Below are 25541 nucleotides of genomic sequence, written 5' to 3' on the forward strand. Positions count from 1 at the left end.
TAGTCCGGAACGGAACGCGACGGCAGGACGAACGGGAATCAGGCCGACAACGGCCGTTGCACCTTGATCGACTGGAGTAGTCCGATGGCCACCCACACCGCGAACATCGAGGACCCTCCGTACGACACGAAGGGCAGCGGGAGACCGGCCACCGGCATGATGCCGAGGGTCATGCCGATGTTCTCGAAGGACTGGAACGCGAACCAGGCGATGATCCCGGCGCAGACGATCGTCCCGTAGAGCTCGGTGGTCTCGCGGGCGATCATGCAGGCCCGCCACAGCACGACGCCCAGCAGCAGCAGGATCAGCCCGGCTCCGACGAAGCCGAGCTCCTCCCCCGCCACCGTGAAGACGAAGTCGGTCTGCTGCTCCGGCACGAACTGGCCGGTGGTCTGCGAGCCCTTGAAGAGCCCGGAGCCGGTGAGGCCGCCGGAGCCGATCGCGATGCGCGCCTGGTTGGTGTTGTAGCCGACGCCCGCGGGGTCGAGGGAAGGGTTGGCGAAGGCCGCGAAGCGGTTGATCTGGTACTCGTCGAGTACGCCGAGCTGCCATATCAGGACGGCTCCGGCCGCGCCCGAGCCGAGCAGGCCCAGCACCCAGCGGTTGGACGCGCCGGAGGCCAGCAGCACGCCGAGCACGATGACGACCATGACCATGACGGAGCCGAGGTCGGGCATCAGCATGACGATGCCCATGGGGGCGGCGGCCAGGCACAGGGCCTTGACCACGGTGCGGTGGTCGGGATGGGCGAGGTCGCCCGCGTCCACCCGGGTGGCCAGCAGCATCGCCATGACCAGGATGATCGTGATCTTCACGAACTCGGAGGGCTGGAGCGAGAACCCGCCGCCGATCACGATCCACGCGTGGGCGCCGTTGATGGTGGCGCCGAGCGGGGTGAGCACGGCGAGGATGAGCACCAGCGAGAGTCCGTACAGGACCGGGACCGCACCGCGCAGGGTGCGGTGGCCGAGCCAGATGGTGCCGATCATCAGCACGAGGCCGATGCCGGTGTTCATCGCGTGCCGGAAGAGGAAGTAGTAGGGGTCGCCCTGGTTCAGGGTGGTCCGGTTGCGGGTCGCCGACCAGACCAGCAGGGCGCCGATGAAGGACAGGGCGAGGGCCGAGAGGAGGATCGGCCAGTCGAGCCGGCGCACCACCGAGTCGCGGGCGGTGAGCTTGGCCATCGCGCCGCGCTCGGGTGCGTAGCGGGATACGGAGAACTTGTTCGCGGTCTGCATGTCCTTCAGTCCTGCCGTGCGGGGGGCGGTCCGGCGAGTGCGGGCGGCACGAGTGCCTCCGGGGACGGCGGCACGTACGGCGTGATGTCGGGGGATTCGATGGAGCCGTCGGGAAGGATCCGGGGCAGTTTCGTCTCCGGCTTGAGCAGCAGGGCCTTCTTCACGTCCTGCTTGCCTTCCATGTCCAGACCGTAGATGGCGTTGTAGAGGTTGCGGACGGCGGGGCCGGAGGCTCCGGAGCCGGTGCCCCCCTGGGAGATGGTCATGACGATCGCGAAGTCGTCGGTGTAGGTGGCCAGCCACGAGGTGGTCTGCTTGCCGTAGACCTGGGCGGTACCGGTCTTGGCCCGCATCGGGATCTTGTCGAGCGGCCAGCCGCCGAACCGCCAGGCGGCGGTGCCGCCGGGCTCGACGACGGAGCGCAGGCCCTTGTCGAGGTCGCTGACGGTCCGGGCGTCGATCGGCAGCCTGCCGTGCGCCTGGGGCTTGATCATCTCGACGTGCTTGCCGTCGGGGCTGATCACGGCCTTGCCGACGGTGGGGTTGTAGAGGGTGCCCCCGTTGCTGATGGCCGAGTAGGCGGTGGCCATCTGGATGGGGGTGACGAGCACGTCGCCCTGGCCGATGGCGAAGTTGATGCTGTCGAACGCCTTGAGCTGGTTGCCCTCCAGGCAGCTCTCGTAGGCGATCTGCTCGACGTAGGTGCCGCCCTTCTTGCCCTGCTTGCACCAGGAGGCCTTGTTGGCCGCCCAGAAGTTCTTCTTCCACCGGCGGTCCGGGATGCGGCCGGTCACCTCGTTCGGCAGGTCGATCCCGGTCTCGGACCCCAGTCCGAATTCGCGGGCGGTCCGGTAGAACCAGTCGTGGGCGTCCTTCTTGGGTTCGAGGCCGCCGTCGCGCTGCCACTCCTTGTGCCCGAGGGCGTAGAAGACGGTGTTGCACGAGAACTTCAGCGCGTCGCCGAGGGTGATGGGGCCGTGCCCCTTGGACTCGAAGTTCGCGAAGCTCCGCCCGCCGAGGCTGTAGGAGCTGCTGCAGTTGTACTTGTTGCCGAAGGCGTAGCCGGCCCGTACGGCCGCGCTCGCCGACACCACCTTGAAGATGGAGCCGGCCGGGGCCTGGCCCTGGATGGCCCGGTTGAGCAGCGGGTAGTTGGACTTCTTGCTGGTGAGCCTGGCGTAGTCCTTGGCCGAGATGCCGCCGACCCAGGCATTGGGGTCGTAGTCGGGCTGGGAGGCCATGGCGACGACCCGGCCGGTCTTGACCTCCATGACGACGACGGCACCCGAGTCGGCCTCGTACTTGCGGCCCGTGATGTTGTCGGTCTCGTGGCGGACCGTCTTCATCGCCTGCTGGAGCTCGTACTCGGCGACCGCCTGGACCCGGGCGTCGATGCTGGTGACGAGGGTGGACCCGGCCACGCCCGGGTCGGACTTGGTCTGGCCCATGACCCGTCCGAGGTTGTCGACCTCGTACGAGGTGACCTCCGCCTTTCCGCGCAGCTCCCTGTCATAGGTGCGTTCGATCCCGGAGCGGCCCACCTGGTCGGAACGCAGGTGCGGCGAGTCGGTGTTCTTGGCCTTCTGGATCTCCTCGTCGGTGACCGGCGAGAGGTAGCCGAGGACCTGCGCGGCGCGGGCCCCGCCGGCCGCCGGGTAGCGGCGGACGGCGGTGGGCTCGGCGGTGATGCCGGGGAACTGCTCGGGACGTTCGCGCAGCTGCAGCGCCTGCTGCGTGGTGGCTTCGAGGGTGACCGGGATCGGCTGGTACGGGGAGCCGTTCCAGCAGGGCGCGGGGGTCTGGGAGTCGCAGAGCCGGACCTTGTCCATGACCTCCTTGGGGGTCATGTCCAGGACGCCGGCGAGGCGGGTCATGACGCCCTTGCCCTTGTCCTTCATCTTCATCAGCGCGGTGCGGCTGGCGGAGACGACGAGGCGGGTCTCGTTGTCGGCGAGCGCGACCCCGCGGGCGTCCAGGATCGAACCGCGCACCGCGGGCTGGACGACCTGCTGCACGTGGTTGCTCTTCGCCTCGTCGTAGTACTCCTGGCCGTTGCGGATCTGGAGGTACCACAGGCGCCCGCCGAGGGTGAGCAGCATCGAGAAGATGAGCACCTGGATCATGACGAGGCGGATCTGCACCCGGGAGGTGCGGCCGGATTCCGGAATATTGCTCACCGCTGCTCCCTCGTCACAGTTTCTTGACGCTCTTGACGCTCTTCACACCCTTGACGCCCTTTATGCGGACGGCCCGGTTGGCCCGGCCGCGGGCGGTCTTCATGCGCAGGCCGCCGCGCTGGCTGCCGATCCGCAGCCCGGTGCCGCCGGCCAGCCAGCCGGAGGAGACGTCGGTGCCCTGGGCGGGGCCGCCGCCGGCCTCGACGGCCATCGGGTCGTTCTCGGCGCGCCGGGCCAGCGCCATGATGAACGGCACGGTGAAGGGCGCGAGGAGCAGGTCGTAGAGGGTGGCGGTGAACAGCAGCCCGGTCAGGCCCACGTGCCGGGCGGCGGTGTCCCCGACGAGGGCGCCGACGCCCGCGTACAGCAGGGTGGAGGCGATCGCGGCGCCGACGACGGTCAGCATCGGGCCCCAGGCGGACCGGAAGCGGCCGTTGTCGGGGCGGACCAGGCCGACGAGGTACCCGATGAGGCAGAGCACCAGCGCGTAGCGTCCGGCGGCGTGGTCGGCGGGCGGGGCCAGGTCGGTGAGGAGCCCGGCGGAGAAGCCGATGAGGGCGCCGCTGACGTGCCCGTACACGAGGGCGAGGGCGACGACGGTGAGCAGCACCAGGTCGGGCACCGCCCCGGGCAGCTGGAGCCGGCCCAGGACGGTGACCTGGACGACGAGGGCGACCACGATGAGCGTGGCCGAGAGCAGGATCCGGTTGAAGCGCATGGTCGGTCTGCTCCTAGTCGTCGGCCGGCTTTGCGGGCACGCTGGCGGACCCGGACGGGGTGACCGTGACGGTGACCGTCGGGGTGGGCTTGGGGGCCTCGGGCTTGGGGGGCAGGACGGCGTCGCGCGGGTCCTCACGCGGCGGCATCACCACGACGCCCACGATGTCCAGGCGGGAGAACCCGACGAACGGACGCACCCAGATGGTGCGGGTCAGGTCGCCGCGCGAGGGGTCGACCTTGACCACCTCTCCGATCGGCACGCCGGGTACGAAGGGCTTGTTGCCGCGCGACCCGAAGGTGACGAGCCGGTCGCCGGGGCTGACCTTGGCCTTGCCGTTGAGCATCTGGACGGACAGTGCGCGGTCGCCCTGTCCGGTGGCGAAGCCGAGCTCGCCGGTCTTCTCCAGGCGGGTGCCGACGGTGAAGTCGGGGTCGTTGGCGAGGACGACGGTGGCCGTGTCGGGGCCGACGGTGCTGACCCGTCCGACGAGTCCGTCCCCGTTGAGGACGGTCATGTCACGCTCGATGCCGTCCTTGCTGCCGGCGTCGATGGTGACGGTCCAGGAGAAGCCCTGGGCCGCTCCTATCGCGATGACCTCGGCGCCCTTGATCCCGTACTGGCCGGCTCCGGCGCGCTTGAGCATCTCGTCGAGCTCGCGGATCCGGCTGCGGGTCTGGTCGTCGCTGCCCAGCTTGGCCTTCAGGGCCGCGTTCTCCCGCTCCAGCGTGGCGATCCGGTTGTGGCGCTCGCCGGAGTCCCGTACCGCCCCTATGGCGTTGGCGACGGGGTCGACGGCGGTCGACACGCCCTTCTCGACGGGGCCGAAGACCGCTGCGGCGGCCTGCCGGGCACCGTCGACCGGCGACTCCTCGCCCGCCCTGATGTCCACCGTGATCAATGCGAACGCGATGGCGATCAGAAGCACCAGGAGCAGCCGGCTTTCTCGTGTGTCCCTCACGTGCGGCGGCCGTGCCTTCCTCGTAGTGACTCGCGCGGCGTAGCCGCTCCGGTGGGACGAGAAGCTGTGGTCCCACCGATCTGTTGCCTGTATATCAACGATCCGCCGCACGGGCCCGGTAGCACCCGTACGGCGGATCCTTGGTGTGTTCCGCATGGCCCCCTGGCAGGAGGGGGTGTGTCAGCGACGGGGCTGGGCGTCCAGGACCTGCTGGAGTGCCTCGAACTCCTCCACGCACTTGCCGGAGCCGAGCGCCACGGAGTCGAGGGGATCCTCGGCGATGTGGATCGGCATGCCGGTCTCCCGGCGCAGCCGCTCGTCGAGGCCGCGCAGCAGGGCGCCGCCCCCGGTCAGGACGATGCCGCGGTCCATGATGTCGCCGGACAGCTCCGGCGGGCACTTGTCGAGCGTGGTCTTGACCGCGTCGACGATGGCGTTGACCGGCTCCTCGATGGCCTTGCGCACCTCGGCGGCCGAGATGACGACCGTCTTGGGCAGACCCGAGACCAGGTCGCGGCCGCGGATCTCGGTGTGCTCGTCCTTGTCGAGGTCGTACGCCGACCCGATGGTGATCTTGATCTGCTCGGCCGTGCGCTCACCGAGCAGGAGCGAGTACTCCTTCTTGATGTGCTGGATGATCGCGTTGTCGAGCTCGTCGCCGGCCACCCGGATGGACTGTGCCGTGACGATTCCGCCGAGGGAGATGACGGCGACCTCGGTGGTGCCGCCGCCGATGTCCACGACCATGTTGCCGGTGGCCTCGTGGACGGGCAGGCCCGAGCCGATGGCGGCGGCCATGGGCTCTTCGATGATGTGCACCTGGCGGGCGCCGGCCTGCGTGGACGCCTCGATGACCGCGCGTCGCTCGACTCCGGTGATGCCGGAGGGAACGCAGACCACCACGCGCGGGCGGGCCAGGTAGCGGCGCTTGTGGATCTTGAGGATGAAGTACCGGAGCATGCGCTCGGTGATCTCGAAGTCGGCGATCACGCCGTCCTTGAGGGGCCGTACGGCGACGATGTTGCCGGGCGTGCGCCCGATCATCTTCTTCGCCTCCGAGCCGACCGCCAGGATGCCACCGGTGTTCGTGTTGATGGCGACCACGGACGGCTCGTTCAGGACGATCCCCCGGCCCCTCACGTACACCAGCGTGTTGGCGGTCCCGAGGTCGATCGCCATGTCACGGCCGATGAACGACATTTTGTTCCCCTTGTTCCCCATGAGGAGCGTCTGGCCTTCCAGTTGATAGCGGCTGCTGTCAGGTCGGCGAGGTGGGTGTGTGGGTGGAGGCCCCATCGTAGTGCCGGGAGTACTGACACCGCGCGACGGGACTCCGGCAATCCCGCCGGAATGGATACCCGCCCCCTTAGTGGTGACGTCGTGTCCTGCTCATGCGTTCCCGGTGGGGCCCGGTAATACCGAAGGGCGACCGAAATTACTTCGGTCGCCCCAGGTCATGAGCGCTGTTTGGCTGATGTCGCGTCAGTACGGCGTACTCAGAGAGCGGGGAAGAACAGCTTCAGCTCACGCTCGGCGGACTCCTCGGAATCCGAGGCGTGGATCAGGTTCTCCCGGGTGATGGTGCCGAAGTCACCACGGATGGAGCCGGGCGCCGCGGCGATCGGGTCGGTCGGTCCGGCCAGCTGGCGGACACCCTCGATCACGCGTTCCCCTTCGACGACCAGGGCGACGACGGGACCGCTGGACATGAAGCCCATGAGCGGCTCGTAGAACGGCTTGCCCTTGTGCTCGCCGTAGTGCGCCTCCAGGGTCTCCTGGTCCAGCGTACGCAGCTCCAGCGCGGGAACGGTCCAGCCGGCCTTCCGCTCGATGCGGCCGATGATCTCGCCGATCAGGCCGCGACGGACGGCGTCGGGCTTGAGCAGGACGAGCGTGCGCTGGGTCATGTTGCGGCTCCTTGCGGCATACGGGTGCGGTAGGACGAATCTACGCGACGCGAAGGCGCCGCCGCGCCGGGCCTCCCCCGGCCCCCCTCACGGGCGGGACGGGTCTCCCGGAAACGGCTACGCCGCCGGAGCGGTCGCCTCCTCCTGGGACGCCTCCCAGTCGGCGCGGATCCTGTCCGCCTTGCGGCCGTAGTGCACCGCGGCCCACCAGAGACCGCCGAAGACCACGCCCAGGAAGAACATGGTCGGCACCACGAAGCCGCTCAGGACCAGCGCGACCTGCAGCACCCAGCCCAGCTCGACCGCCCCGCGGCGCTTCAGCATCCCGCACAGCAGCAAGGACAGCAGCATCGCGGCGCCGCACACCATCCAGACCTGCATCTGGGCCAGGTCCGGGTCCTTCATGGCGACCAGGCCCGCGAAGCCGATCACGAAGAACTCGCCGATCAGCGTGCTCGCACACAGCGTGCGCATCCTCAACCCCTCTTCAGCAACAGGCGGGCCTCGCCCACCGTGATCACGGAGCCGGTCACCAGGACCCCGGCCCCCCCGTATTCGGCCTCTTCCTCCGCCAGCGTGATCGCCGCCTCCAGGGCGTCGTCCAGCCGCGGCTCCACCTGCACCCGGTCCGGGCCGAAGACCTCGACCGCGACGGCCGCCAGCTCGTCCGCGGTCATCGCCCGGTGGCTGGAGTTCTCCGTCACCACGACCTCGGCGAAGATCGGCTCGAACGCCTCGAACACGCCGCGGACGTCCTTGCCGTCGCTCGCGCCCACGACCCCGATCAGCCGGCTGAAGCCGAAGGACTCGGTGACCGCCGCCGCTGCGGCCGCGGCACCCGCCGGGTTGTGCGCGGCGTCCAGGACCACCGTCGGGCTGCGCCGCACGACCTCCATGCGGCCCGGCGAGGACACCGAGGCGAAGGCCTTGCGCACGGTGTCCGCGTCCAGGACGCGCGCGCCCTCCTGGCCGATGCCGAAGAAGGCCTCGACCGCGGCCAGCGCCACCGCCGCGTTGTTCGCCATGTGCGCGCCGTACAGCGGCAGGAAGATGCCGCCGTACTCCCCGCCCACACCGCGCAGCGTCAGCTGCTGTCCGCCCACCGCGACCTCGCGGGAGACGACGCCGAACTCCATGCCCTCGCGGGCCACCGTCGCATCGACCTCGACGGCCTTCTTCAGCAGGACCTGCGCCGCGTCCACCGGCTGCTGCGCCAGGATCACGGTGGCGCCCTGCTTGATGATGCCGCCCTTCTCCAGGGCGATCTCGCCGGGCGTGGTGCCGAGCCGGTCGGTGTGGTCGAGGCTGATCGGGGTGACCACCGCGACCGCGCCGTCGATGACGTTGGTCGCGTCCCAGGTGCCGCCCATGCCGACCTCGACCACGGCCGCGTCGACCGGGGCGTCCGCGAAGGCCGCGTAGGCCATCCCGGTGAGGACCTCGAAGAACGAGAGCCGGTACTCCTCGGCGGCGTCGACCATCTCCACGTACGGCTTCACGTCGTGGTAGGTCTCCACGAACCGCTCGGCGCTGATCGGCGCCCCGTCCAGGCTGATCCGCTCGGTCACCGACTGCACGTGCGGGCTGGTGTAGCGGCCGGTGCGCAGCTCGAAGGCGTTCAGCAGGGCCTCGATCATGCGGGCCGTGCTGGTCTTGCCGTTGGTGCCGGTGACGTGGATCGAGGGGTACGCGCGCTGCGGCTCGCCCAGCACGTCCATCAGGGCCGCGATCCGCGACACCGAGGGCTCCAGCTTGGTCTCGCCCCAGCGGGTGGCGAGCTCCTGCTCCACCTCCAGCAGCGCCTTCGCCACTTCGGGGTCGGTGGGCCGGGCGGGTACCGGATCGCCCTGGGGCGGTCCGGCCTGGGCGCGCAGGGTACGGCTGCCGGCCTCGATCACCGCCAGGTCGGGGTCGCGGTCGGACTCTTCCGCCACGATCTGGTCGAACTCGTCGGGTCCGGCGAAGTCGCCGAAGTCGCGGTCGTGGCTCTCGGGCTGCTGCTCACTCACGGCACCAGTCTACGGACGGGGGCCCCCGGGACTTCCGGCCCGGGCGTTTCGGGACCTTCGGCGACCTGAGCGACCAGATCGTTATGCAAGCCTTGCGGACACGAGATAGGGGACCAAATGCCGCAGGCCAGCACCAACAAGACAGCTTCCAGCCGCGACATAGGCATAGACCTGGGTACCGCAAACACCCTCGTATACGCACGGGGCCACGGAATTGTCCTCAATGAGCCGTCCGTGGTGGCGGTCAAGGCGGGCACGACCACGGCTCTAGCGGTGGGTGCAGAGGCCAAGGAGACCATCGGCCGCACCCCCGGATCCATCACCGCCATCCGGCCCCTGAAGGACGGCGTCATCTGTGACTACGAGGCCGCCGAGGAGATGCTCCGGCACTTCGTGCGCAAGGCGGTGCCCGGGCGCCGGCCCCGGACCCGGATGGTCATCTGCGTCCCCTCGGGCGTGACCCCGGTCGAGCGGCGGGCCATCGTCCACGCCTCCACCCGGGCCGGGGCCAAGGTCGTGCACCTCATCGAGGAGCCGATGGCGGCCGCGATCGGCGCCGGGCTGCCGGTGGCCGAGCCGCGCGGATCGATGGTGGTGGACATCGGCGGCGGCACCTCGGAGGTGGCCGTCATCTCCTTGGGCGGCATCGTCACCGCCCGCTCGCTGCGGGTCGGCGGGGACCGGATGGACGCGGCGGTCATGGACCACGTCCGCAAGGAGCACTCCGTGCTCATCGGGGAGCGCACCGCGGAACACGTCAAAGTCGGCATCGGCTCGGCCTGGCCGGTGCCGGACCGGCCGGAGCTGGAGACCCTCACGTACACCGTCCGCGGCCGCGAGAAGGTCGGCGGCATGCCGAAGACGCTGGAGCTGGACGCCCGGGACGTGCGCGCGGCGCTGGACGAGCCGGTCGAGGCGATCATCGCGGCCGTGCGCGCCACCCTGGAGGAGTGTCCGCCGGAGCTGTCCGGCGACGTGATGGAGCACGGCATCGTGCTGACCGGCGGCGGCGCCCTGCTCCCGGGCCTGGACCTGCGGATGGCCTCCGCGACCGGCATCCCGGTCTTCGTCGCGGACGACCCGCTGGACTGCGTGGCCCTGGGCTCCGGCAAGTGCGTCGAGGACCTCGACACCCTGAACGGCCTCCTGACCCCGGCCCGGGCCTGAGCCCTGCGCCCTGCGGCCCGCGCACTTCGCCCTTCGCCTTTCGCCTTTCGCCCGGGCGAGTGAGCCGAAGGGGCGCGCCGGGGAGTGAGGGCGGACGCGCGGAGGACCGCGAGGCACGAGCGGTACGAGCACGTGCGCCCTCACTCCCCGGCAACAAGCGCCCCGGAGGCGAACCGAGCCCCTAGTGAAGGGGCAGCGTGGCGACGACCTCGTACGCGTCGCGCGTGCGCCGCGCCGTGAGGGTTCCGCCCAGGCTGCGGACCCGCTCGGACATGCTCGCCGTGCCGCTGCCCGCCGAGACCGGGGCCCGGCCCGGGGTCCGGGCGGGCAGGGCGTTGCTGACGGCGATCCGCAGCAGCGGGCCGTCCGCCGCGATCTGCACCTCGACGGTCTCCCCGCTCGCGTGCTTGGCCGCGTTGGTCAGGCACTCCTGGACCACGCGGTAGACGGCCGCCTGGCGCAGCGGGGAGAGCCCGTGCGCGCCCGCGTCCATGACGAGCCGTACCGGCGATCCGGCCCGGCCGCTCTCCTCCGCGAGCGCCGTGAGGCCGTCCACGCCCGGGGTGGAGGCCCGTTCCCCGCGCTGCACGATGATCTCGTTGAGCACGAGGTGCGCCCGGCGCGCGGTGTCGGCCAGTTCCTCGAAGTCCTTCGCGTGCGCGCTCTCGCGCGCCCGCACCGACAGCACCTCCGACCGCACCGTCAGCAGGGTCAGCTCCCGCCCCACGAAGTCGTGGACGTCGCGGGCGACCGAGGTGCGTTCCTGCTGGACGGCCTGGAGCACGGCGGACTCGGCCCGCCGGACGTCGAGCTCGCGCACCAGGTCGTGCCGGTAGGCGGCGATGCCCACGGCCGTGGCCAGCACCCCGATGGGGACGACCAGGCTGAGGAACCCGCTGAGCGTCTCGGCGCGGGACTCGGGCCAGCCGGGCACGCAGAACAGGACCAGCGCGAAGGCCACGTAGCCGACGGTGGCCAGGATGCCGGCCCGGCGCCCGCGGTAGCGGCCCACGGAGTACAGGGCGAACTGGACCAGGGTGAGCTCGTGCAGCCAGCCGATGAACAGCAGCGCGGCGAGGTACGAGAGCCACGGCAGCCTGCGCCGCACCAGCAGGGTGGAACAGCCGAGGGCGAGCACCACGGCGGCGAGCGGGCCGCTCAGCGAATTGTCGGCGGCGGCCAGCCCGGGCAGGTCGAGCGCCATCAGGCCGAGGCAGCCGAGGGCCGTGAACACGTCCATCGCCCGGGGCGAGCCGGCCCAGCTCTCGGTGAGCCGGCGCCCGGAGGCCACGGCCCAGTGGAGCGCCGAGGCGAAGGGCTTGACGTGCATGCTCCCCATCATCCGTGGTCGCTGCCCGCGATCGGATCAGCCAACAGCGGATAAAGAGTGATATGAGGCACTCCGACCCTGCCGAAGAGGGGCCGTACGACCCTGCGTGTCCGTGACCTTCCGCTCTGCCGCCGTCCTGCGCCGGATCCGTAGTTTCACGAGGATGAGCACCGACGACCCGCGCCCCGTCCGCCACACCCGGGGCACCGCCCTGCTCCTGCTGATCGGCGGCCTGACCGGGACGCTGGCCTCGGGCGTCCTCACGTACGACCGCATCCGCACCCTGGAGGACCCGTTCTTCACCCCGGGCTGCAATGTGAACGCGGTCCTCAGCTGCGGTGACGTCCTGTCCACCTGGCAGGGCAATCTGCTGGGCTTCCCCAACATGCTGCTCGGCCTCGCCGGCTTCGCCGCGCTCGCGGCGCTGGGCGCCGCGCTGGTGGCCGGGGCGGTGCTCCCGCGCCGGGTGTGGCAGGGCGTGTGGGCCGCGACGGCCGCGGGCTTCGCCTTCACCGTGTGGCTGATCGGGCAGTGCCTGTACGTGATCGGCGCTCTGTGCCCCTGGTGCATGGCCGTCTGGGCGGTGGTGATCCCCCTGTTCTGGTACGTCACCCGGCAGCTCGCCGCACCCGGCTCGCGGCTGCGGGCCCTCCCCCACTGGCTGGTCCCGCTGACCCTCTACGGGGTGGTGGCCGTGCTCGTCGTGACCAGGTTCGGTACCGCCCTGCTGTGACGCGGGCCGCCCGGCGGGGAAGGCATCACGGGGAAGGCCCCCGCACCGACCGACGGTGTGGGGGCCTTCTTCGCCGCTACGGCTGCGCGGTGTCAGCCGGCCGGCAGCGCGTCCAGCTGGGCGCGGAGGCGGGCGATGTCCGCCTCGGCCTTGGCGAGGCGGCCCTTGATCTTGTCCACGACGTTGTCGGGGGCCTTGGCGATGAACGCCTCGTTCCCGAGCTTCGCCTCGGCCTGCTGCTTCTCCTTCTCGGCGGCCCCGAGGTCCTTGGTCAGGCGCTTGCGCTCGGCCTCGACGTCGATGGTGCCCGACAGGTCGAGCGCGACCGTGGCACCGGCGACCGGCAGGGTGGCGGTGGCGTGGAAGCCCTCTCCCTCCGGCTGGAGGCGCAGCAGCTGCCGGATGGCGGCCTCGTGCGCGGCGAGCGGGGTGCCGGACAGGTCCAGGCGGGCCGGGACCTTCTGGCCGTCCTGGAGGCCCTGCTCCTTGCGGAAGCGGCGGACCTCGGTGACGACGGCCTGGACGCTCGCGACCTCGGCCTCGGCGGCCGCGTCACGGAAGCCGCTGTCCTTGGGCCACTCGGCGATCACGAGGGACTCGCGGCCGGTGAGCGTGGTCCACAGGGTGTCCGTGACGAACGGGACGATCGGGTGCAGGAGGCGCATCAGCACGTCCAGGACCTCGCCGAGGACCCGGCCGGAGACCTTCGCCTGCTCGCCGCCCGCGAAGAACGTGGTCTTCGAGAGCTCGACGTACCAGCTGAAGACCTCGTCCCACGCGAAGTGGTAGAGCGACTCGCTGAGCTTGGCGAATTGGTAGTCCTCGTAGTACGCGTCGACCTGCGCGACCGTCTCGTTGAGACGGGAGAGGATCCAGCGGTCGATCGCGGACAGCTGCTCGACCGGCGGCAGGTCGCCCTCGATCGTGGCGCCGTTCATCATCGCGAAGCGCGTGGCGTTCCAGATCTTGTTGGCGAAGTTCCGGGACGCCTGGACCCAGTCCTCGCCGATCGGGACGTCCGCGCCCGGGTTGGCGCCCTTGGCGAGGGTGAAGCGGACGGCGTCGGAGCCGTACTTGTCCATCCAGTCCAGCGGGTCGACGGCGTTCGGGTTCGACTTCGACATCTTCTTGCCGAACTCGTCACGGACCAGGCCGGTCAGCGCGACCGTGTGGAACGGCGCCTGCCCGTCCATCGCGTACAGGCCGAACATCATCATCCGGGCGACCCAGAAGAAGATGATGTCGTGGCCGGTGACGAGGACGTCGGTGGCGTAGAACTTCGCCAGGTCCGGGGTCTTCTCCGGCCAGCCCAGCGTGGAGAAGGGCCACAGGCCGGAGGAGAACCAGGTGTCGAGGACGTCGGGGTCCTGGTGCCAGCCCTCGCCGGTCGGGGCCTCGTCGTCCGGTCCCAGGCAGAGCACCTGGCCCTCGGGGCCGTACCAGATCGGGATGCGGTGGCCCCACCACAGCTGGCGCGAGATGCACCAGTCGTGCATGTTGTCGACCCAGTCGAAGTAGCGCTTCGACATGTCCTCGGGGTGGATCTTGGTGCGGCCGTCGCGCATGGCGTCGCCGGCGGCCTGCGCCAGCGGACCGACCTTGACCCACCACTGCATCGACAGGCGCGGCTCGACCGTGGTCTTGCAGCGCGAGCAGTGGCCCACGGAGTGCAGGTACGGGCGCTTCTCGGCGACGATGCGGCCCTGCTCGCGCAGTGCGCCGACGATGGCCGAGCGGGCCTCGAAGCGGTCCAGGCCGAGGAAGGGGCCGTGGACGGTGATGACGCCGCGCTCGTCCATGACGGTCAGCGACGGCAGCCCGTGGCGCTGGCCGATGGCGAAGTCGTTCGGGTCGTGGGCCGGGGTCACCTTGACGCAGCCGGTGCCGAACTCGGGGTCGACGTGCGTGTCGGCGACGACCGGGATGGTGCGGTCGGTCAGCGGCAGCTTGATCTGCTTGCCGACGAGGTGCTTGTACCGCTCGTCGTCCGGGTGGACGGCGACGGCCGTGTCACCGAGCATCGTCTCGGCGCGCGTGGTCGCGACGACGAGGGTGTCCTCGCCCTCGCCGTACGTGATCGAGACCAGCTCGCCCGCGTCCTCCTGGTACTCCACCTCGATGTCGGAGATGGCCGTCAGGCAGCGGGGGCACCAGTTGATGATGCGCTCGGCGCGGTAGATCAGCTCGTCTTCGTAGAGGTTCTTGAAGATCGTCTGGACGGCGCGGGACAGGCCCTCGTCCATGGTGAAGCGCTCACGGGACCAGTCGAGACCGGCGCCGAGGCGGCGCAGCTGGCCGAGGATCCGGCCGCCGTACTCCTCTTTCCACTGCCACACCCGGTCGGTGAAGGCGTCGCGCCCGAGGTCGTGGCGGGACTTGCCCTCCTCGGCGAGCTGCTGCTCGACCTTGTTCTGGGTGGCGATGCCGGCGTGGTCCATGCCGGGCAGCCAGAGCGTCTCGAAGCCCTGCATGCGCTTGCGGCGGGTCAGCGCGTCCATGAGCGTGACCTGGAAGGCGTGGCCCAGGTGCAGGGCACCGGTGACGTTCGGCGGCGGGATGACGATGGTGTAGGGCTGCTTGTCGCTCTTCGCGTCGGCCGTGAAGTACCCACGCTCCACCCAGCGCTCGTAGAGCTTCCCCTCTACCTCGGCCGGCGCGTACTGGGTCGGCAGTTCGGAGGTGGGGGCACTGGGTGTCTGCGTGTTCTCGGTCACGGGGCACAGGATACGGGGGGCGCCGCCCACGTTACGAATCCATACCGCAGTAGGCCGTTCAGTTGACCCCGGTCACCCCGTGACCGTCAGATGCCCCTCATGAACGAGATCACCCAGCCCCCCGTCCAGGGGCCTCCCGCGCCGTACGCGGCGACCGGGCCGACCCCTCCCTCCACCGGCAAGCGGATCCTGCGCATCGCCGGCGCGGTGCTGGTGACCGCCCTGGCCGTGACCGGTGGCCGCCTGGCCATGGAGGCGCTCCTCGACGACGGCCCGGCCGACGCCGGACGCTACGAACTGGTGCCGCCGGCCTCTTTCCAAGGACTGGCGCTGCAGGAGTCCGGGCCGAGGGTGGACGCCGTCAAGCAGGGCCAGGGAGCCCCCAAGAAGGGCACCGTGCCGGTGGCCGTGGTCTACGCCGACCAGGCGGGCACCGCCCAGCTGGTGGTCAGCGGGGCGGCCGGCCGGTTCGGCGACGAGGACCCGGGGGCGGCGCTCACCGGCACGCTCACCTCCATGGGCATCAAGGAGGCCGACGTCACGGAGCACGAGGCCGGCAAGCCCGACGGCGGCTCGATGCGGTGCGGGACGCTGGCCCTGGAGGGCAGCTCGCTGCCGCTGTGCGTGTGGGCCGACCACAGTTCCCTGGTGACGGTGACCGTCCCGGTCGAGAACGGGCCCGTCGCGATCGACGTGCTGGCCGAACGCGCCCGCGCGCTGCGGGAGGTCATGGAGGTTCCGGCGGCGTCGTAGTTCCGTAACGCCTGCGACCCCGATGCCCCGGCCGGTCCGCCCTTCCGTCAGGATGTGAGAAACGGATAAGCAAACCTCATGGGGGACGCGCGATGAGCTACAACCAGCCGGGGCCGTATGGTCAGCAGCCGCAGCAGCCGGGACCGTACGGGCAGCAGCCGCAGCAGCCCCCGCAGCCGGGGCCCTACGGCCAGCCCGGCCCGTACGGCCAGCCCGCCGCCCCGCAGCCGGGCTACGGCTACCCCCAGCAGCCGGGAGTCCCTCCGCAGGGCTACCCCCAGCAGCAGCCGCAGTACGGCTACCCGCAGCAGCCCCCGTACGGCGGCATGCCGCCGCAGCAGCCGCCGAAGAAGTCGAAGACCGGCCTGATCGTGGTGTCCTCGGTCGTGGCGGTCGCCCTGATCGCGGCCGGCGGCTGGTACTTCCTGGGCAGCGGCAGCAGCTCCGGCAACGTCTCGGCCGACACCAAGGGCTACAAGCTGGTCGCCCCGGAGACGGTGGACGACTTCAAGAAGGACCCGAAGTACACCGAGCCGACCTTCAAGGACACGGAGAAGAAGGAACTCGAGGCGGCGGGCATGAAGGACCCGCAGCAGGTGGGGATGAACTACCAGTCCGGCGACCCGAAGAACCCCCTGTCGGCCAAGGGCATCAACTTCAAGGGCTACTACGGCGAGCTCGCCGACCCGGAGAAGACCGTCGACGGCTACTTCGCCATGGCCAAGCTGAACGCGGCGAAGGACAGCAAGGAGGCGGAGGTCGAGCTGATCGGAAGCCCCAAGACGATCAACCCGGCAGGGTTCAAGGGCGCCGTGCTGAAGTGCCAGGAAATCAAGGTGACTCCGAAGGACACCACGGCCAAGGGTCCCAAGGACCTCACCCTCCCCGTGTGCATCTGGGGTGACTACAGCACCCTGAGCATGGTCACCGCCACGGACCTGGCCTCCGTCCTCGCGGGCAAGCCCGGCTACACCCTTGAGCAGACCGCGGAATTCGCCGCGAAGCTCTACAACACCGCCCGCGTGAAGAAGTAACAGCGCACCGCAGCGCACATGCGGAAGGGGCGCCCCCGCCGGGGGCGCCCCTTCCGCATGTCCGGTGCGGCTAGGCCGACTTCTCGTGCGGGCCCTGGTCCTTCGGGACGATCCGCGGGACCAGCGTCGGGTTGACGTTGGAGCGGACCACGTCCGAGGTGATGACCACGCGGGCCACGTCCTTGCGGGACGGGACCTCGTACATGACCGACATCAGGACCTCTTCCATGATGGCGCGCAGACCGCGCGCGCCCGTCTGGCGGAGGATCGCCTGGTCGGCGATGGCTTCGAGGGCCTCGCGCTCGAAGTCCAGCTCGACACCATCGAGTTCGAACAGCCGCTGGTACTGCTTGACCAGCGCGTTGCGCGGCTCGACGAGGATCTGCAGCAGGGCCTCGCGGTCCAGGTTGTGCACCGAGGTCAGGACGGGGAGACGGCCGATGAACTCGGGGATCATCCCGAACTTCACCAGGTCCTCCGGCATGACCTCCTGGAACTGGTCGCTGGCCTCGATCTCGCGCTTCGAGCGGATCGTCGCCCCGAAGCCGATGCCCTTGGCGCCCGCACGCGACTCGATGATCTTCTCCAGGCCGGCGAAGGCGCCGCCCACGATGAAGAGCACGTTCGTCGTGTCGATCTGGATGAACTCCTGGTGCGGGTGCTTGCGCCCGCCCTGCGGGGGCACCGACGCCGTGGTGCCCTCAAGGATCTTGAGGAGCGCCTGCTGCACGCCCTCGCCGCTCACGTCGCGCGTGATCGACGGGTTCTCGCTCTTGCGGGCCACCTTGTCGATCTCGTCGATGTAGATGATCCCGGTCTCGGCCTTCTTGACGTCGTAGTCAGCGGCCTGGATCAGCTTCAGCAGGATGTTCTCGACGTCCTCGCCGACGTACCCGGCCTCCGTCAGCGCCGTCGCGTCGGCGATGGCGAACGGGACGTTCAGCATGCGCGCCAGCGTCTGGGCGAGCAGCGTCTTGCCGGAGCCCGTGGGGCCCAGCAGCAGGATGTTGGACTTCGCGAGTTCGATCGCGTCGTCCCGGCCCTGCGCGCCGCCGTTCTCGCCGGCCTGGACCCGCTTGTAGTGGTTGTACACCGCGACGGAGAGCGCCTTCTTCGCCGGCTCCTGGCCGACGACGTAGCTCTCCAGGAATTCGTAGATCTCACGGGGCTTGGGGAGTTCCTCCCACCGGACCTCGGAGGTCTCCGCGAGTTCCTCTTCGATGATCTCGTTGCAGAGGTCGATGCACTCGTCGCAGATGTACACACCGGGTCCTGCGATGAGCTTCTTCACCTGCTTCTGGCTCTTTCCGCAGAACGAGCACTTGAGCAGATCGCCGCCGTCACCGATGCGTGCCACGAGGTGCTTCCCCTTCGCCTGGGAGACGCCTGGTTCAGCGCTCCTGGTGCCTCATATCCGACGGTACCTTGCCGGGGGCCCCGTGCGGGGCCCCCTTGACGTGGTTCACATCGCCGAATGCGGCGGCGCGCCCACGCCAATTGGCGGCAAGGATCAGGCCGAGCTCTTGCGGGTGGAGATGATCTGGTCGATCAGGCCGTACGCGAGGGCGTCCTCGGCCGTCAGGATCTTGTCGCGCTCGATGTCCTCGCGGATCTTCTCCAGCGGGGTGGTCGAGTGCTTGGCCAGCATGGATTCCAGCTGGTCACGCATGCGCAGGATCTCGTTGGCCGCGATCTCCAGGTCGGAGAGCTGCTCGCGGCCGGTGCCGCCCGAGGGCTGGTGGATCAGCACGCGGGCGTTCGGCAGGGCCATGCGCTTGCCGGGGGTGCCGGCGGCGAGCAGGACCGCGGCCGCGGAGGCCGCCTGGCCCATGCAGACCGTCTGGATGTCCGGCTTCACGAACTGCATCGTGTCGTAGATCGCCGTCAGCGCGGTGAAGGAGCCGCCGGGGCTGTTGATGTAGATCGAGATGTCGCGGTCCGGGTCCATCGACTCCAGGCACAGCAGCTGCGCCATGACGTCGTTGGCGGAGGCGTCGTCGATCTGCACGCCGAGGAAGATCACGCGCTCCTCGAAGAGCTTCGCGTACGGGTCGTACTCGCGCACGCCCTGCGAGGTGCGCTCGACGAAGCGCGGGATGACGTAGCGGTTGTCCACCTGAGGGCCGGCGTAGAGGCCGCTCGCGGGAGAGAGGTTGTTCATGTGCATCTGGGTGTTCACCATCCTGGTGGCGTTCTGCGGGCTGTCGGCTGCGGGGTACTGACGGTGGTGCCGGGATCAGGCCCCGGTGCCACCGCCGCCCGGAACGTTGGACGCGGCCGAGATGATCTCGTCGATCAGGCCGTAGTCCTTGGCCTCCTCGGAGGTGAACCAGCGGTCGCGGTCACCGTCGCGGATGATCGCCTCGACGGTCTGGCCCGAGTGGAACGCGGTGATCTCGGCCATCCGCTGCTTGGTGCGCAGCAGGTACTGGGCCTGGATCTTGATGTCCGACGCGGTGCCGCCGATGCCGGCGGAGCCCTGGTGCATCAGGATGTCGGTGTTCGGCAGGGCGAAGCGCTTGCCCTTGGCGCCACCGGTGAGCAGGAACTGGCCCATGGAGGCGGCCATGCCCATACCGATGGTGACGACGTCGTTCGGGATGTACTGCATGGTGTCGTAGACGGCCATACCGGCCGTCACAGAGCCACCGGGGCTGTTGATGTACAGGTAGATGTCCTTCTCCGGCTCGGCGGCCAGGAGGAGGAGCTGCGCCGTGATCTTGTTCGCGATGTCGTCGTCTACCTGCTGGCCGAGGAAGATGATGCGCTCGCCGAGCAGCCGGTTGTAGACATGGTCGCCGAGGCCGCCACCGATGGACGGCTCACCCGCGGCGTAAGGCTTCAGATTCGTCACGTATCCACCTGCTCGTCTCCGACGGCCATGTGCCGTCTCAGCGTCTCGTTCTGGGGCGCGGCCCGGCCGGTACGGACAAGTCCGCCGGCGTACGGGTACTCCCGTGCCCTCGTATTCATGGACCCTAACGCGCAGGTAGGACAACGCCATCCCGCTTCCCGAACTGTTCGCTCGGAGCGCAAGGTCGAAAGGCCCGCCGGGGCCCGTGCAGAAGGGCCCGGACGCGACTGCGTCCGGGCCCTTCGGGGCACTGCTCAGCGGGCTTCGCCCGGGGTGTTACTTGGCCTCTTCGGCCTTGTCCTCGGCGGCGTCGGCGTCACCCTCGACGGCGGCCTCGACCGTCTCGGCGGCCTGCTCCTCGTCCTCGTCGGAGAGGTCGACGACCTCACCGTTGGTGTCGACGACCTTGGCGGCCTCGACGACGACCGCGAGGGCCTTGCCGCGGGCGACCTCGCCGACCAGCATCGGGACCTGGCCGCCCTCGACGACGGCCTGGGCGAACTGGTCGGGGGACATGCCGGAGGAGGCGGCGCGGCGCATGAGGTGCTCGGTGAGCTCCTCCTGGTTGACGCCCAGCTTCTCCTTGTTGACCAGCGCGTCGAGGACGAACTGGGTCTTGATGCCCTTGACGGCCTGCTCGGAGGTCTCGGCGTCGAACTCCTCGACCGTCTTGCCCTGGAACTCCAGGTACTTCTCGATGGTGAGGCCCATCTGGCCGAGCTGGTGGTGCTCCAGGTTGTGCTTGCGGGTCTGGACCTCGTCCGCGAGGAGCTTCTCGGGGATCGGGACCTCGACGAGCTCCAGCAGCTTCTCCAGGACGCGCTCCTGGGCCTGCGTGGCCTGGTCGTACTGCTTCATGTCCTCGAGGCGCTTGCGGCTGTCCGCCTTGAGGTCCTCAAGGGTGTCGAACTCGCTCGCCATCTGCGCGAACTCGTCGTCCAGCTCCGGGAGCTCCTTGGCGGAGACCTTGGTGACCTTGACGGTGACCTCGGCGTCCTTGCCCTCGGCGGAGCCGCCCTTCAGCTGGGAGGTGAAGGTGGCCTCGCCACCGGCCTCCAGGCCCTTGACGGCCTCGTCGATGCCCTCGAGCAGCTCGCCCGAGCCGATGGTGTAGGACACGTCGGAAGCGACGCCGTCCTCCAGCACCTCTCCGTCGACCTTGGCCTCGAGGTCGAGGGTGACGACGTCACCCTCCTCGGCGGCGCGCTCGACGTCCTTGGTGGACGCGAAGCGGCCGCGCAGCTGCTCGACGGACTTCTCGACGTCCTCGTCGGAGACCTCGATGGCGTCCACCTCGACCTCGATGCCGGAGTAGTCCGGGATCTCGATCTCGGGGCGCACGTCGACCTCGGCGGTGAAGGCCAGCAGCTCGCCGTCCTTCAGCTCCGTGATGTCGACCTCGGGCTGGCCCAGCGGGTTCAGGTCCGCCTCGTTGACGGCCTCGGTGTAGAACTTCGGGAGGGCGTCGTTGACGGCCTCCTCCAGCACCGCACCGCGGCCGAAGCGCTGGTCGATGACGCGGGCCGGGATCTTGCCCTTGCGGAAGCCCTTCACCGTGACCTGCTGGTTGATCTTCTTGTACGCCGCGTCGAGGCTGTCCTTGAGCTCCTCGAAGGGCACCTCAACAGTGAGCCGAACCCGAGTCGGGTTCAGGGTCTCCACGGCGCTCTTCACGGTTCGGTCTCCTTGTGGCTGACTGCTGGGGATTCTGCCGTCACGCTGCGATTCAGCGGTTCAGCGGACTTCGGCCCGGTACATCAGACACACGGGCACGCAGCTTGCATAGTAACCGCAAGCGGCAATCAGCCCACAACGCGATCTTGTGGAAACCCCCGACGGACTTCGAAGGGGACACTGCTGTTGGTCGGGGTGGCCGGATTCGAACCGACGACCTTCCGCTCCCAAAGCGGACGCGCTACCAAGCTGCGCCACACCCCGTCGGTGCGACACGTAGGGTACATGGCCGGAGACCCTCTGATGCGCGGAGTTTCACGAGTTCCCCCGGGCCGTCCCGCCGCGCCGTTCCCGGCCGGTCCGCGCCACGGCCGCGAAAGGGGTGTGCGATCCCCCGGAACGACCCGCTAGGATGCTGTCCGTGCCAAGGTCCCCGGACCGACGGCGCACGCCTTGCGGGCGTAGCTCAATGGTAGAGCCCTAGTCTTCCAAACTAGCTACGCGGGTTCGATTCCCGTCGCCCGCTCTCCGTACTTAAGGGCCAGGTCAGAGGATGTCTCCTCGACCTGGCCCTTGGTCGTTCCCGGGTTACGAGCGGAAGCCGATGATGCCGAAGCCGGGGCGGGACTCGGTGTGGCGGAGCCAGCCGATGATGTCCATGACGGCGTCGACGACCTCGGGGTCCAGGGGCGGGGCGTGGCCCTGGCGCTTGGTCTCCTCGAACTGTTCCAGCGCCTGCGCGCACTGTTCGGGGGTCCAGGTGCCGCAGCCCGGCGTGTGGGCGTAGGGCAGCGGGCGGGGCAGGCGGGAGTAGCTGAACTCCTCCACCGACACCGCGGTGATGTTCAGGGCCCGCAGGCCCTCGTCGACCATGGACAGCCAGTCGCCCCGGTAAGGGGAGAAGGAGGAGTTGTCGAGGAAGGACCCGGTCAGCGAGACCAGGCGCTTGTAGGCGTACGCGTACTGGAAGGCGTACTGGTCCTCGTCGCTGAAGGGGCCGCCCCGGACCACCGCGGACAGGGCCTCGTCCGCGTTGGGCGCGCCGTCCGCGATCTCGGAGCTGAACCAGTCGTCATCGCGCTTCATGTCGTCGCCGAAGCTGTCCCGGATGACCTGGAGGAGTTGCTCGTCACCGGAACCGACCAGCGCCTGCGCAGCCTTCGGGTCGATCAGGAACACGCTCAAGGATGAACTCATGCCCCGAACCTAACCCCGGCCACTGACACCGACCGGGGCCGGGTCCGCGGCTGCGGCTGCGCCCTAGAGCTTGATGTTCGCGATCATCGTCGCGAGGGAGTTCAGGAAGCGGTTCACGTCGTCCGCGATGGAGCTGGACGCGAGGAAGAAGCCGAAGAGGGCGGCGACGATGGCGGGTCCGGCCTTGATGTGGTTGCCACGGATCAGCACCACCAGGATGACCCCCAACAGAACCACCACTGACAGCGAAATGGCCACTACTGATCACACCTTCGGTCGTCCTCTGGTCGGCCCGGGGCGCACGGCCACGCACACCCCCACATGGACCATCCTCCCACCAACAGGCCCCGGCTATCCGCTCCGTGACGAATCGCCGCCGTTCTGTTTCCGCCAACCACACATGCGCGCGGCATGTTTCGGCTGCGGGGTGCGGGTCATGGGGAGGTGAGGCCGAGGAGGGAGCGGACATAGGTGTACTTCGCGGACAGCCGTTCGCGCGTGGGGCCGTCCAGTACGGAGAGCCGTACGGGATCGGCGTTGTGCGCGAGGTCGGCCTCCTTGACCAGCAGGGCGCCCGGCGTGGCGAGGATGCGGGCCGCGTACTGCTCGACCGGTTCGCCGGGGCGCTTCGTGACGGCGAGGACCATGTCCTTGACGGTCTGCGGGAGGGCCGCCGCGTCCAGCCAGTGGAGGCTGAGCGCCTCGTCCTCCACGGCGTCGTGGAGCCAGGCAGCGGCCTGCTGTTCGGCGGTGCCGCCGCGCAGGCGCACTCCCTCGGCCACTGCCGCGAGGTGCTCCGCGTACGGCCGGCCGGCCTTGTCGGTCTGGCCCTCGTGCGCGGCGCGCGCGATCGACTCGACCTCGATGAGGGTCAGGGGGCTGCTCGTCATGCGATCTCCCTTGCTGCGGAGCCGAGGGCCTGTGCGACCCGCTCCACATCGGCTTGCGTGGTGCGCCAGTTGGAAAACGCGGCGCGCAGCGCGGGGGTTCCCCCGTAGACGGTCGGGGTGACGAAGGCCTCGGCGGCGACGGCCTCGCGCAGGGCGGTCAGGCGGGCCGGGGTGGGGTCGTCGGCCAGGGTGAAGCAGACGACGTTGAGGCGGACCGGGGCGAGCAGGGTGAGGGCGGGGTCGTGGGAGATCCGCTCGCCCAGTGCACGGGCGCAGGCGATGTCACGTTCGACGATCTCGCGGTGGCCGCTGCGGCCGTACGCGCGGAGCGTGAACCAGGCGGCGAGTGCGCGCAGCCGGTGGGAGTTCTCCGGGGTCAGGTGGACGAGGTCGGGGTGGTCGCCGAGGGGGCCGAGGTAGGCGGCGGAGTTCTGGAACACGCGGGCCTGGAGGTCGCGGCGGCGGGTGAACTGGACGGCGCTGTCGTAGGGGACGTTGAGCCATTTGTGCAGGTCGACGCAGAGGGAGTCGGAGGCGTCCAGGCCGTCGGCGAGGTGGGCGTGGTCCGGGGAGAGGGCCGCGAAGGCGCCGAAGGCGGCGTCCGTGTGCAGCCAGAAGTCGTGGCGCTCCTTGAGCGCGGCGACGGCGCGGAGGTCGTCGAAGTCGACGGTGTTGACGGTGCCCGCGTTGGCGACGACCACGGCCGGGCCGGGGCTGTCGGCGAGGGCCCGTTCCAGCGCGGCGGGGTCCACGGCCTCGCGGCCGGGGAGGGTGGGGACGGGGACGAGGGAGCGACGGCCGAGGCCGAGGACGGAGAGGGCCTTGGCGATGGAGGAGTGGGGGGCGCCGGACAGGACGCGTACGGGGCCGAGGGCGGCCGCGCCGTCCTCGGAGGCGGAGACGCCGAGGCGTTCGCCGAGCCATTCGCGGGCGATGGCGAGTCCGGTGGTGTTGGACATGGTGGCGCCGCTGACGAAGGTGCCGGTGTGGGCGTCGGAGAGGTGGAAGAGCTCGCGGAGCCAGCCGACGGTCTCGCGTTCGAGGTCCTGGCCGGCGCCGTCGAGGGCGCCGTTGGAGTTCTGGTCGTGGGTGGCGGTGAGCCAGTCCCCGGCGAGGGCGGCGGGGGTGGCGCCGCCGGTGACGAAGCCGAGGTAGCGGGGGCCGGCGGAGGCCGAGAGCCGGGGTGCCCAGCGCTCCTGGAAGGCGGCGAGGGCCTGCTCCGTGCCGGCGCCGTCCTCCGGCAGGGGCTCCGGGTCGAGGGGTTTCCCGGCGGGCGGTACGACGGGACGCGCCTCCAGCGTGGCGAGGGCGTCGGCGGCGGCGCGGCGGGTGGCTTCCAGGAGGTCGGGAAGCCGGGCGAGGTCTGCGGCGAGCGTGCGGTCCATGGGGGCACGGTAGGCCCCGACGGCGCGGCGCGGGCGGGCCAATCCGCACCGGGTGGCCGGTCGCTGCGCGCGGGGTGGCGCGCAGCGCCGGGGCAGGGGGCGGAGGCCGGACCGCGGGGTCGGAGCGCGGCGCAGGCCGGGGGGCCGGGCCGAGTCCAGGGCGTGGGGTGGGGCCGCCGGGGCCGGACCGCGGGTCGGCGCGCAGCGCCGGAAGCTGGCCCCGGTCGGCCCGCGCGTCGGCGCGCAGCGCTGGGAGCTGGCCCGGGTCGGCGCACAGCGCCGGGAGCTGGCGCGCGTCGGCGCGCAGCGCCGGGGGCCCGGCCCGGGTCGCGCGCAGCGCCGGGGGCCCGGCCCGGGTCCGGCCCCAGGAGCGGAGGCCGGACCCCGGGGACGGGGGCGCCGGCTTCGGGGCGATTGGCTCGCATGCGCTGCGCGGGGTCGGTGCGGGCGCTGCCTCCGGCGGCCTGTCGGGGCGAGCCCGGACCGTGGGGGCGGTGCAGGGCGCCGAGGCCCGTCCAGACGTGTGGGCGGGACTGCCCCCCAGGGCGTGCCGGGTCCGCGCGCTGGGTGGTCCTTGGGCCGCGCCGCGGACCGGGGTCGGTGTCGGTCCCCGGGGTCGGGGCGCCCGCCCTCAGGGTGAGGGACGCGCATGCCCCGCCGGACCGGTGCGGGCCGAGCCCGGACCGTGGGGCGGGACAGGGCGCCGAGGCCCGTCCGGACCCGCGGAGTGTAGTCGGAGCCGCAGGGCGTACCCGGGTCCACGAGCCGGGGGCGGGGGCGGGGGTGGGGGTGCGTAGGGT

Annotated in this window: 22 protein-coding genes and 2 tRNA genes; 5 read left to right on the forward strand and 19 right to left on the reverse strand. The window is 70.3% G+C overall.

Annotated features, from left to right (window positions below):
- Positions 1 to 38: 38 nt before the first annotated feature.
- The 8 genes from rodA to folC all read right to left on the reverse strand — a co-directional run bounded on the left by rodA (position 39) and on the right by folC (position 9010).
- The gene (rodA, locus tag IO30_RS0122425) at positions 39 to 1238 is read right to left on the reverse strand and encodes a rod shape-determining protein RodA (protein WP_031145461.1); all 1200 of its coding nucleotides are present in this window, start codon (positions 1236 to 1238) and stop codon (positions 39 to 41) included.
- Between the two features lie 5 nt (positions 1239 to 1243).
- Positions 1244 to 3415, reverse strand: coding sequence for a penicillin-binding protein 2 (gene mrdA / locus IO30_RS0122430; protein ID WP_031145463.1), 2172 nt, complete (start codon positions 3413 to 3415; stop codon positions 1244 to 1246).
- A gap of 13 nt (positions 3416 to 3428) precedes the next feature.
- Positions 3429 to 4133, reverse strand: a complete 705-nt coding sequence (gene mreD / locus IO30_RS0122435) for a rod shape-determining protein MreD (protein WP_031145464.1) — start codon at positions 4131 to 4133, stop codon at positions 3429 to 3431.
- 13 nt (positions 4134 to 4146) lie between these two features.
- Entirely contained in the window at positions 4147 to 5094 is a 948-nt protein-coding gene (gene mreC / locus IO30_RS0122440; RefSeq protein ID WP_031145466.1) for a rod shape-determining protein MreC, read from the reverse strand.
- Positions 5095 to 5274: 180 nt separating this feature from the next.
- Positions 5275 to 6294 carry a rod shape-determining protein gene (locus tag IO30_RS0122445; RefSeq protein WP_008738981.1) on the reverse strand — a complete coding sequence of 340 codons (1020 nt, stop codon included), beginning with the start codon at positions 6292 to 6294 and terminating at the stop codon, positions 5275 to 5277.
- A 296-nt stretch (positions 6295 to 6590) separates the two neighbouring features.
- Positions 6591 to 7001, reverse strand: a complete 411-nt coding sequence (ndk, locus tag IO30_RS0122450) for a nucleoside-diphosphate kinase (protein ID WP_031145468.1) — start codon at positions 6999 to 7001, stop codon at positions 6591 to 6593.
- 117 nt (positions 7002 to 7118) lie between these two features.
- Positions 7119 to 7475, reverse strand: coding sequence for a DUF4233 domain-containing protein (locus IO30_RS0122455; protein WP_031145470.1), 357 nt, complete (start codon positions 7473 to 7475; stop codon positions 7119 to 7121).
- A 2-nt stretch (positions 7476 to 7477) separates the two neighbouring features.
- Positions 7478 to 9010 (reverse strand): bifunctional tetrahydrofolate synthase/dihydrofolate synthase, encoded by a 1533-nt coding sequence (gene folC / locus IO30_RS0122460; RefSeq protein ID WP_031145472.1) that lies wholly within the window; start codon positions 9008 to 9010, stop codon positions 7478 to 7480.
- Between the two features lie 117 nt (positions 9011 to 9127).
- Between folC and IO30_RS0122465 the strand changes: the two genes are divergently transcribed.
- Positions 9128 to 10177, forward strand: coding sequence for a rod shape-determining protein (locus tag IO30_RS0122465; protein ID WP_051859431.1), 1050 nt, complete (start codon positions 9128 to 9130; stop codon positions 10175 to 10177).
- A gap of 181 nt (positions 10178 to 10358) precedes the next feature.
- Here the strand turns inward: IO30_RS0122465 and IO30_RS0122470 are convergent, their stop codons facing one another.
- Positions 10359 to 11507, reverse strand: a complete 1149-nt coding sequence (locus tag IO30_RS0122470; RefSeq protein WP_031145476.1) for a sensor histidine kinase — start codon at positions 11505 to 11507, stop codon at positions 10359 to 10361.
- A 163-nt stretch (positions 11508 to 11670) separates the two neighbouring features.
- On the opposite strand from IO30_RS0122470, the gene IO30_RS0122475 reads away from it, so the two are divergent.
- Positions 11671 to 12240, forward strand: coding sequence for a vitamin K epoxide reductase family protein (locus tag IO30_RS0122475; RefSeq protein ID WP_031145478.1), 570 nt, complete (start codon positions 11671 to 11673; stop codon positions 12238 to 12240).
- 92 nt (positions 12241 to 12332) lie between these two features.
- On the opposite strand, the gene IO30_RS0122480 is transcribed toward IO30_RS0122475, so the two are convergent.
- Positions 12333 to 14954, reverse strand: coding sequence for a valine--tRNA ligase (locus IO30_RS0122480; protein ID WP_031145479.1), 2622 nt, complete (start codon positions 14952 to 14954; stop codon positions 12333 to 12335).
- Between the two features lie 99 nt (positions 14955 to 15053).
- On the opposite strand from IO30_RS0122480, the gene IO30_RS0122485 reads away from it, so the two are divergent.
- Together IO30_RS0122485 and IO30_RS0122490 are read left to right on the forward strand one after the other, a co-directional pair.
- Entirely contained in the window at positions 15054 to 15707 is a 654-nt protein-coding gene (locus IO30_RS0122485; RefSeq protein ID WP_157853356.1) for a hypothetical protein, read from the forward strand.
- Positions 15708 to 15799: 92 nt separating this feature from the next.
- A complete protein-coding gene (locus IO30_RS0122490) occupies positions 15800 to 16741 on the forward strand; it encodes a hypothetical protein (protein WP_031145483.1) in 942 nt (313 codons plus the stop codon).
- Between the two features lie 70 nt (positions 16742 to 16811).
- Here IO30_RS0122490 and clpX read toward each other — a convergent pair whose 3' ends face one another.
- The 5 genes from clpX to IO30_RS0122515 all read right to left on the reverse strand — a co-directional run bounded on the left by clpX (position 16812) and on the right by IO30_RS0122515 (position 21533).
- Positions 16812 to 18098, reverse strand: a complete 1287-nt coding sequence (clpX, locus tag IO30_RS0122495) for an ATP-dependent Clp protease ATP-binding subunit ClpX (protein WP_031145485.1) — start codon at positions 18096 to 18098, stop codon at positions 16812 to 16814.
- 153 nt (positions 18099 to 18251) lie between these two features.
- Positions 18252 to 18923, reverse strand: a complete 672-nt coding sequence (locus tag IO30_RS0122500) for an ATP-dependent Clp protease proteolytic subunit (protein ID WP_031145487.1) — start codon at positions 18921 to 18923, stop codon at positions 18252 to 18254.
- Between the two features lie 54 nt (positions 18924 to 18977).
- Positions 18978 to 19595: an ATP-dependent Clp protease proteolytic subunit gene (locus IO30_RS0122505; protein ID WP_030026957.1), complete on the reverse strand. Its 618-nt coding sequence runs from the start codon at positions 19593 to 19595 to the stop codon at positions 18978 to 18980.
- 276 nt (positions 19596 to 19871) lie between these two features.
- On the reverse strand, positions 19872 to 21269 hold the full coding sequence (gene tig, locus IO30_RS0122510; protein ID WP_031145489.1) for a trigger factor: 1398 nt from the start codon (positions 21267 to 21269) through the stop codon (positions 19872 to 19874).
- 187 nt (positions 21270 to 21456) lie between these two features.
- Positions 21457 to 21533 (reverse strand) — tRNA-Pro (locus tag IO30_RS0122515).
- Positions 21534 to 21724: 191 nt separating this feature from the next.
- On the opposite strand from IO30_RS0122515, the gene IO30_RS0122520 reads away from it, so the two are divergent.
- Positions 21725 to 21795: transfer RNA gene (locus IO30_RS0122520), tRNA-Gly, on the forward strand.
- Between the two features lie 62 nt (positions 21796 to 21857).
- Here the strand turns inward: IO30_RS0122520 and IO30_RS0122525 are convergent.
- The 4 genes from IO30_RS0122525 to IO30_RS0122540 form a co-directional block, all read right to left on the reverse strand.
- The gene (locus IO30_RS0122525) at positions 21858 to 22466 is read right to left on the reverse strand and encodes a DUF7691 family protein (RefSeq protein ID WP_031145491.1); all 609 of its coding nucleotides are present in this window, start codon (positions 22464 to 22466) and stop codon (positions 21858 to 21860) included.
- A 63-nt stretch (positions 22467 to 22529) separates the two neighbouring features.
- Positions 22530 to 22724, reverse strand: a complete 195-nt coding sequence (locus tag IO30_RS0122530; RefSeq protein ID WP_031145493.1) for a hypothetical protein — start codon at positions 22722 to 22724, stop codon at positions 22530 to 22532.
- Positions 22725 to 22900: 176 nt separating this feature from the next.
- Positions 22901 to 23356, reverse strand: coding sequence for an HD domain-containing protein (locus IO30_RS0122535; protein WP_031145495.1), 456 nt, complete (start codon positions 23354 to 23356; stop codon positions 22901 to 22903).
- Positions 23353 to 24741, reverse strand: coding sequence for a pyridoxal phosphate-dependent decarboxylase family protein (locus IO30_RS0122540; protein ID WP_031145496.1), 1389 nt, complete (start codon positions 24739 to 24741; stop codon positions 23353 to 23355). The genes IO30_RS0122535 and IO30_RS0122540 overlap by 4 nt, the downstream gene beginning before the upstream one ends.
- Positions 24742 to 25541: the final 800 nt, after the last annotated feature.

This window comes from Streptomyces xanthophaeus, from assembly GCF_000725805.1.
GTDB lineage: Bacteria > Actinomycetota > Actinomycetes > Streptomycetales > Streptomycetaceae > Streptomyces > Streptomyces xanthophaeus.

Coding starts and splice junctions, on each gene's coding strand:
- IO30_RS0122540 (WP_031145496.1), bottom strand. CDS start 24,741: ATGGACCGCACGCTCGCCGCAGACCTCGCCCGGCTTCCCGACCTCCTG.
- IO30_RS0122535 (WP_031145495.1), bottom strand. CDS start 23,356: ATGACGAGCAGCCCCCTGACCCTCATCGAGGTCGAGTCGATCGCGCGC.
- IO30_RS0122500 (WP_031145487.1), bottom strand. CDS start 18,923: ATGGTGAACACCCAGATGCACATGAACAACCTCTCTCCCGCGAGCGGC.
- IO30_RS0122525 (WP_031145491.1), bottom strand. CDS start 22,466: ATGAGTTCATCCTTGAGCGTGTTCCTGATCGACCCGAAGGCTGCGCAG.
- rodA (WP_031145461.1), bottom strand. CDS start 1,238: ATGCAGACCGCGAACAAGTTCTCCGTATCCCGCTACGCACCCGAGCGC.
- IO30_RS0122445 (WP_008738981.1), bottom strand. CDS start 6,294: ATGTCGTTCATCGGCCGTGACATGGCGATCGACCTCGGGACCGCCAAC.
- IO30_RS0122465 (WP_051859431.1), top strand. CDS start 9,128: ATGCCGCAGGCCAGCACCAACAAGACAGCTTCCAGCCGCGACATAGGC.
- mreD (WP_031145464.1), bottom strand. CDS start 4,133: ATGCGCTTCAACCGGATCCTGCTCTCGGCCACGCTCATCGTGGTCGCC.
- IO30_RS0122475 (WP_031145478.1), top strand. CDS start 11,671: ATGAGCACCGACGACCCGCGCCCCGTCCGCCACACCCGGGGCACCGCC.
- ndk (WP_031145468.1), bottom strand. CDS start 7,001: ATGACCCAGCGCACGCTCGTCCTGCTCAAGCCCGACGCCGTCCGTCGC.
- IO30_RS0122485 (WP_157853356.1), top strand. CDS start 15,054: ATGAACGAGATCACCCAGCCCCCCGTCCAGGGGCCTCCCGCGCCGTAC.
- IO30_RS0122455 (WP_031145470.1), bottom strand. CDS start 7,475: ATGCGCACGCTGTGTGCGAGCACGCTGATCGGCGAGTTCTTCGTGATC.
- IO30_RS0122470 (WP_031145476.1), bottom strand. CDS start 11,507: ATGCACGTCAAGCCCTTCGCCTCGGCGCTCCACTGGGCCGTGGCCTCC.
- IO30_RS0122490 (WP_031145483.1), top strand. CDS start 15,800: ATGAGCTACAACCAGCCGGGGCCGTATGGTCAGCAGCCGCAGCAGCCG.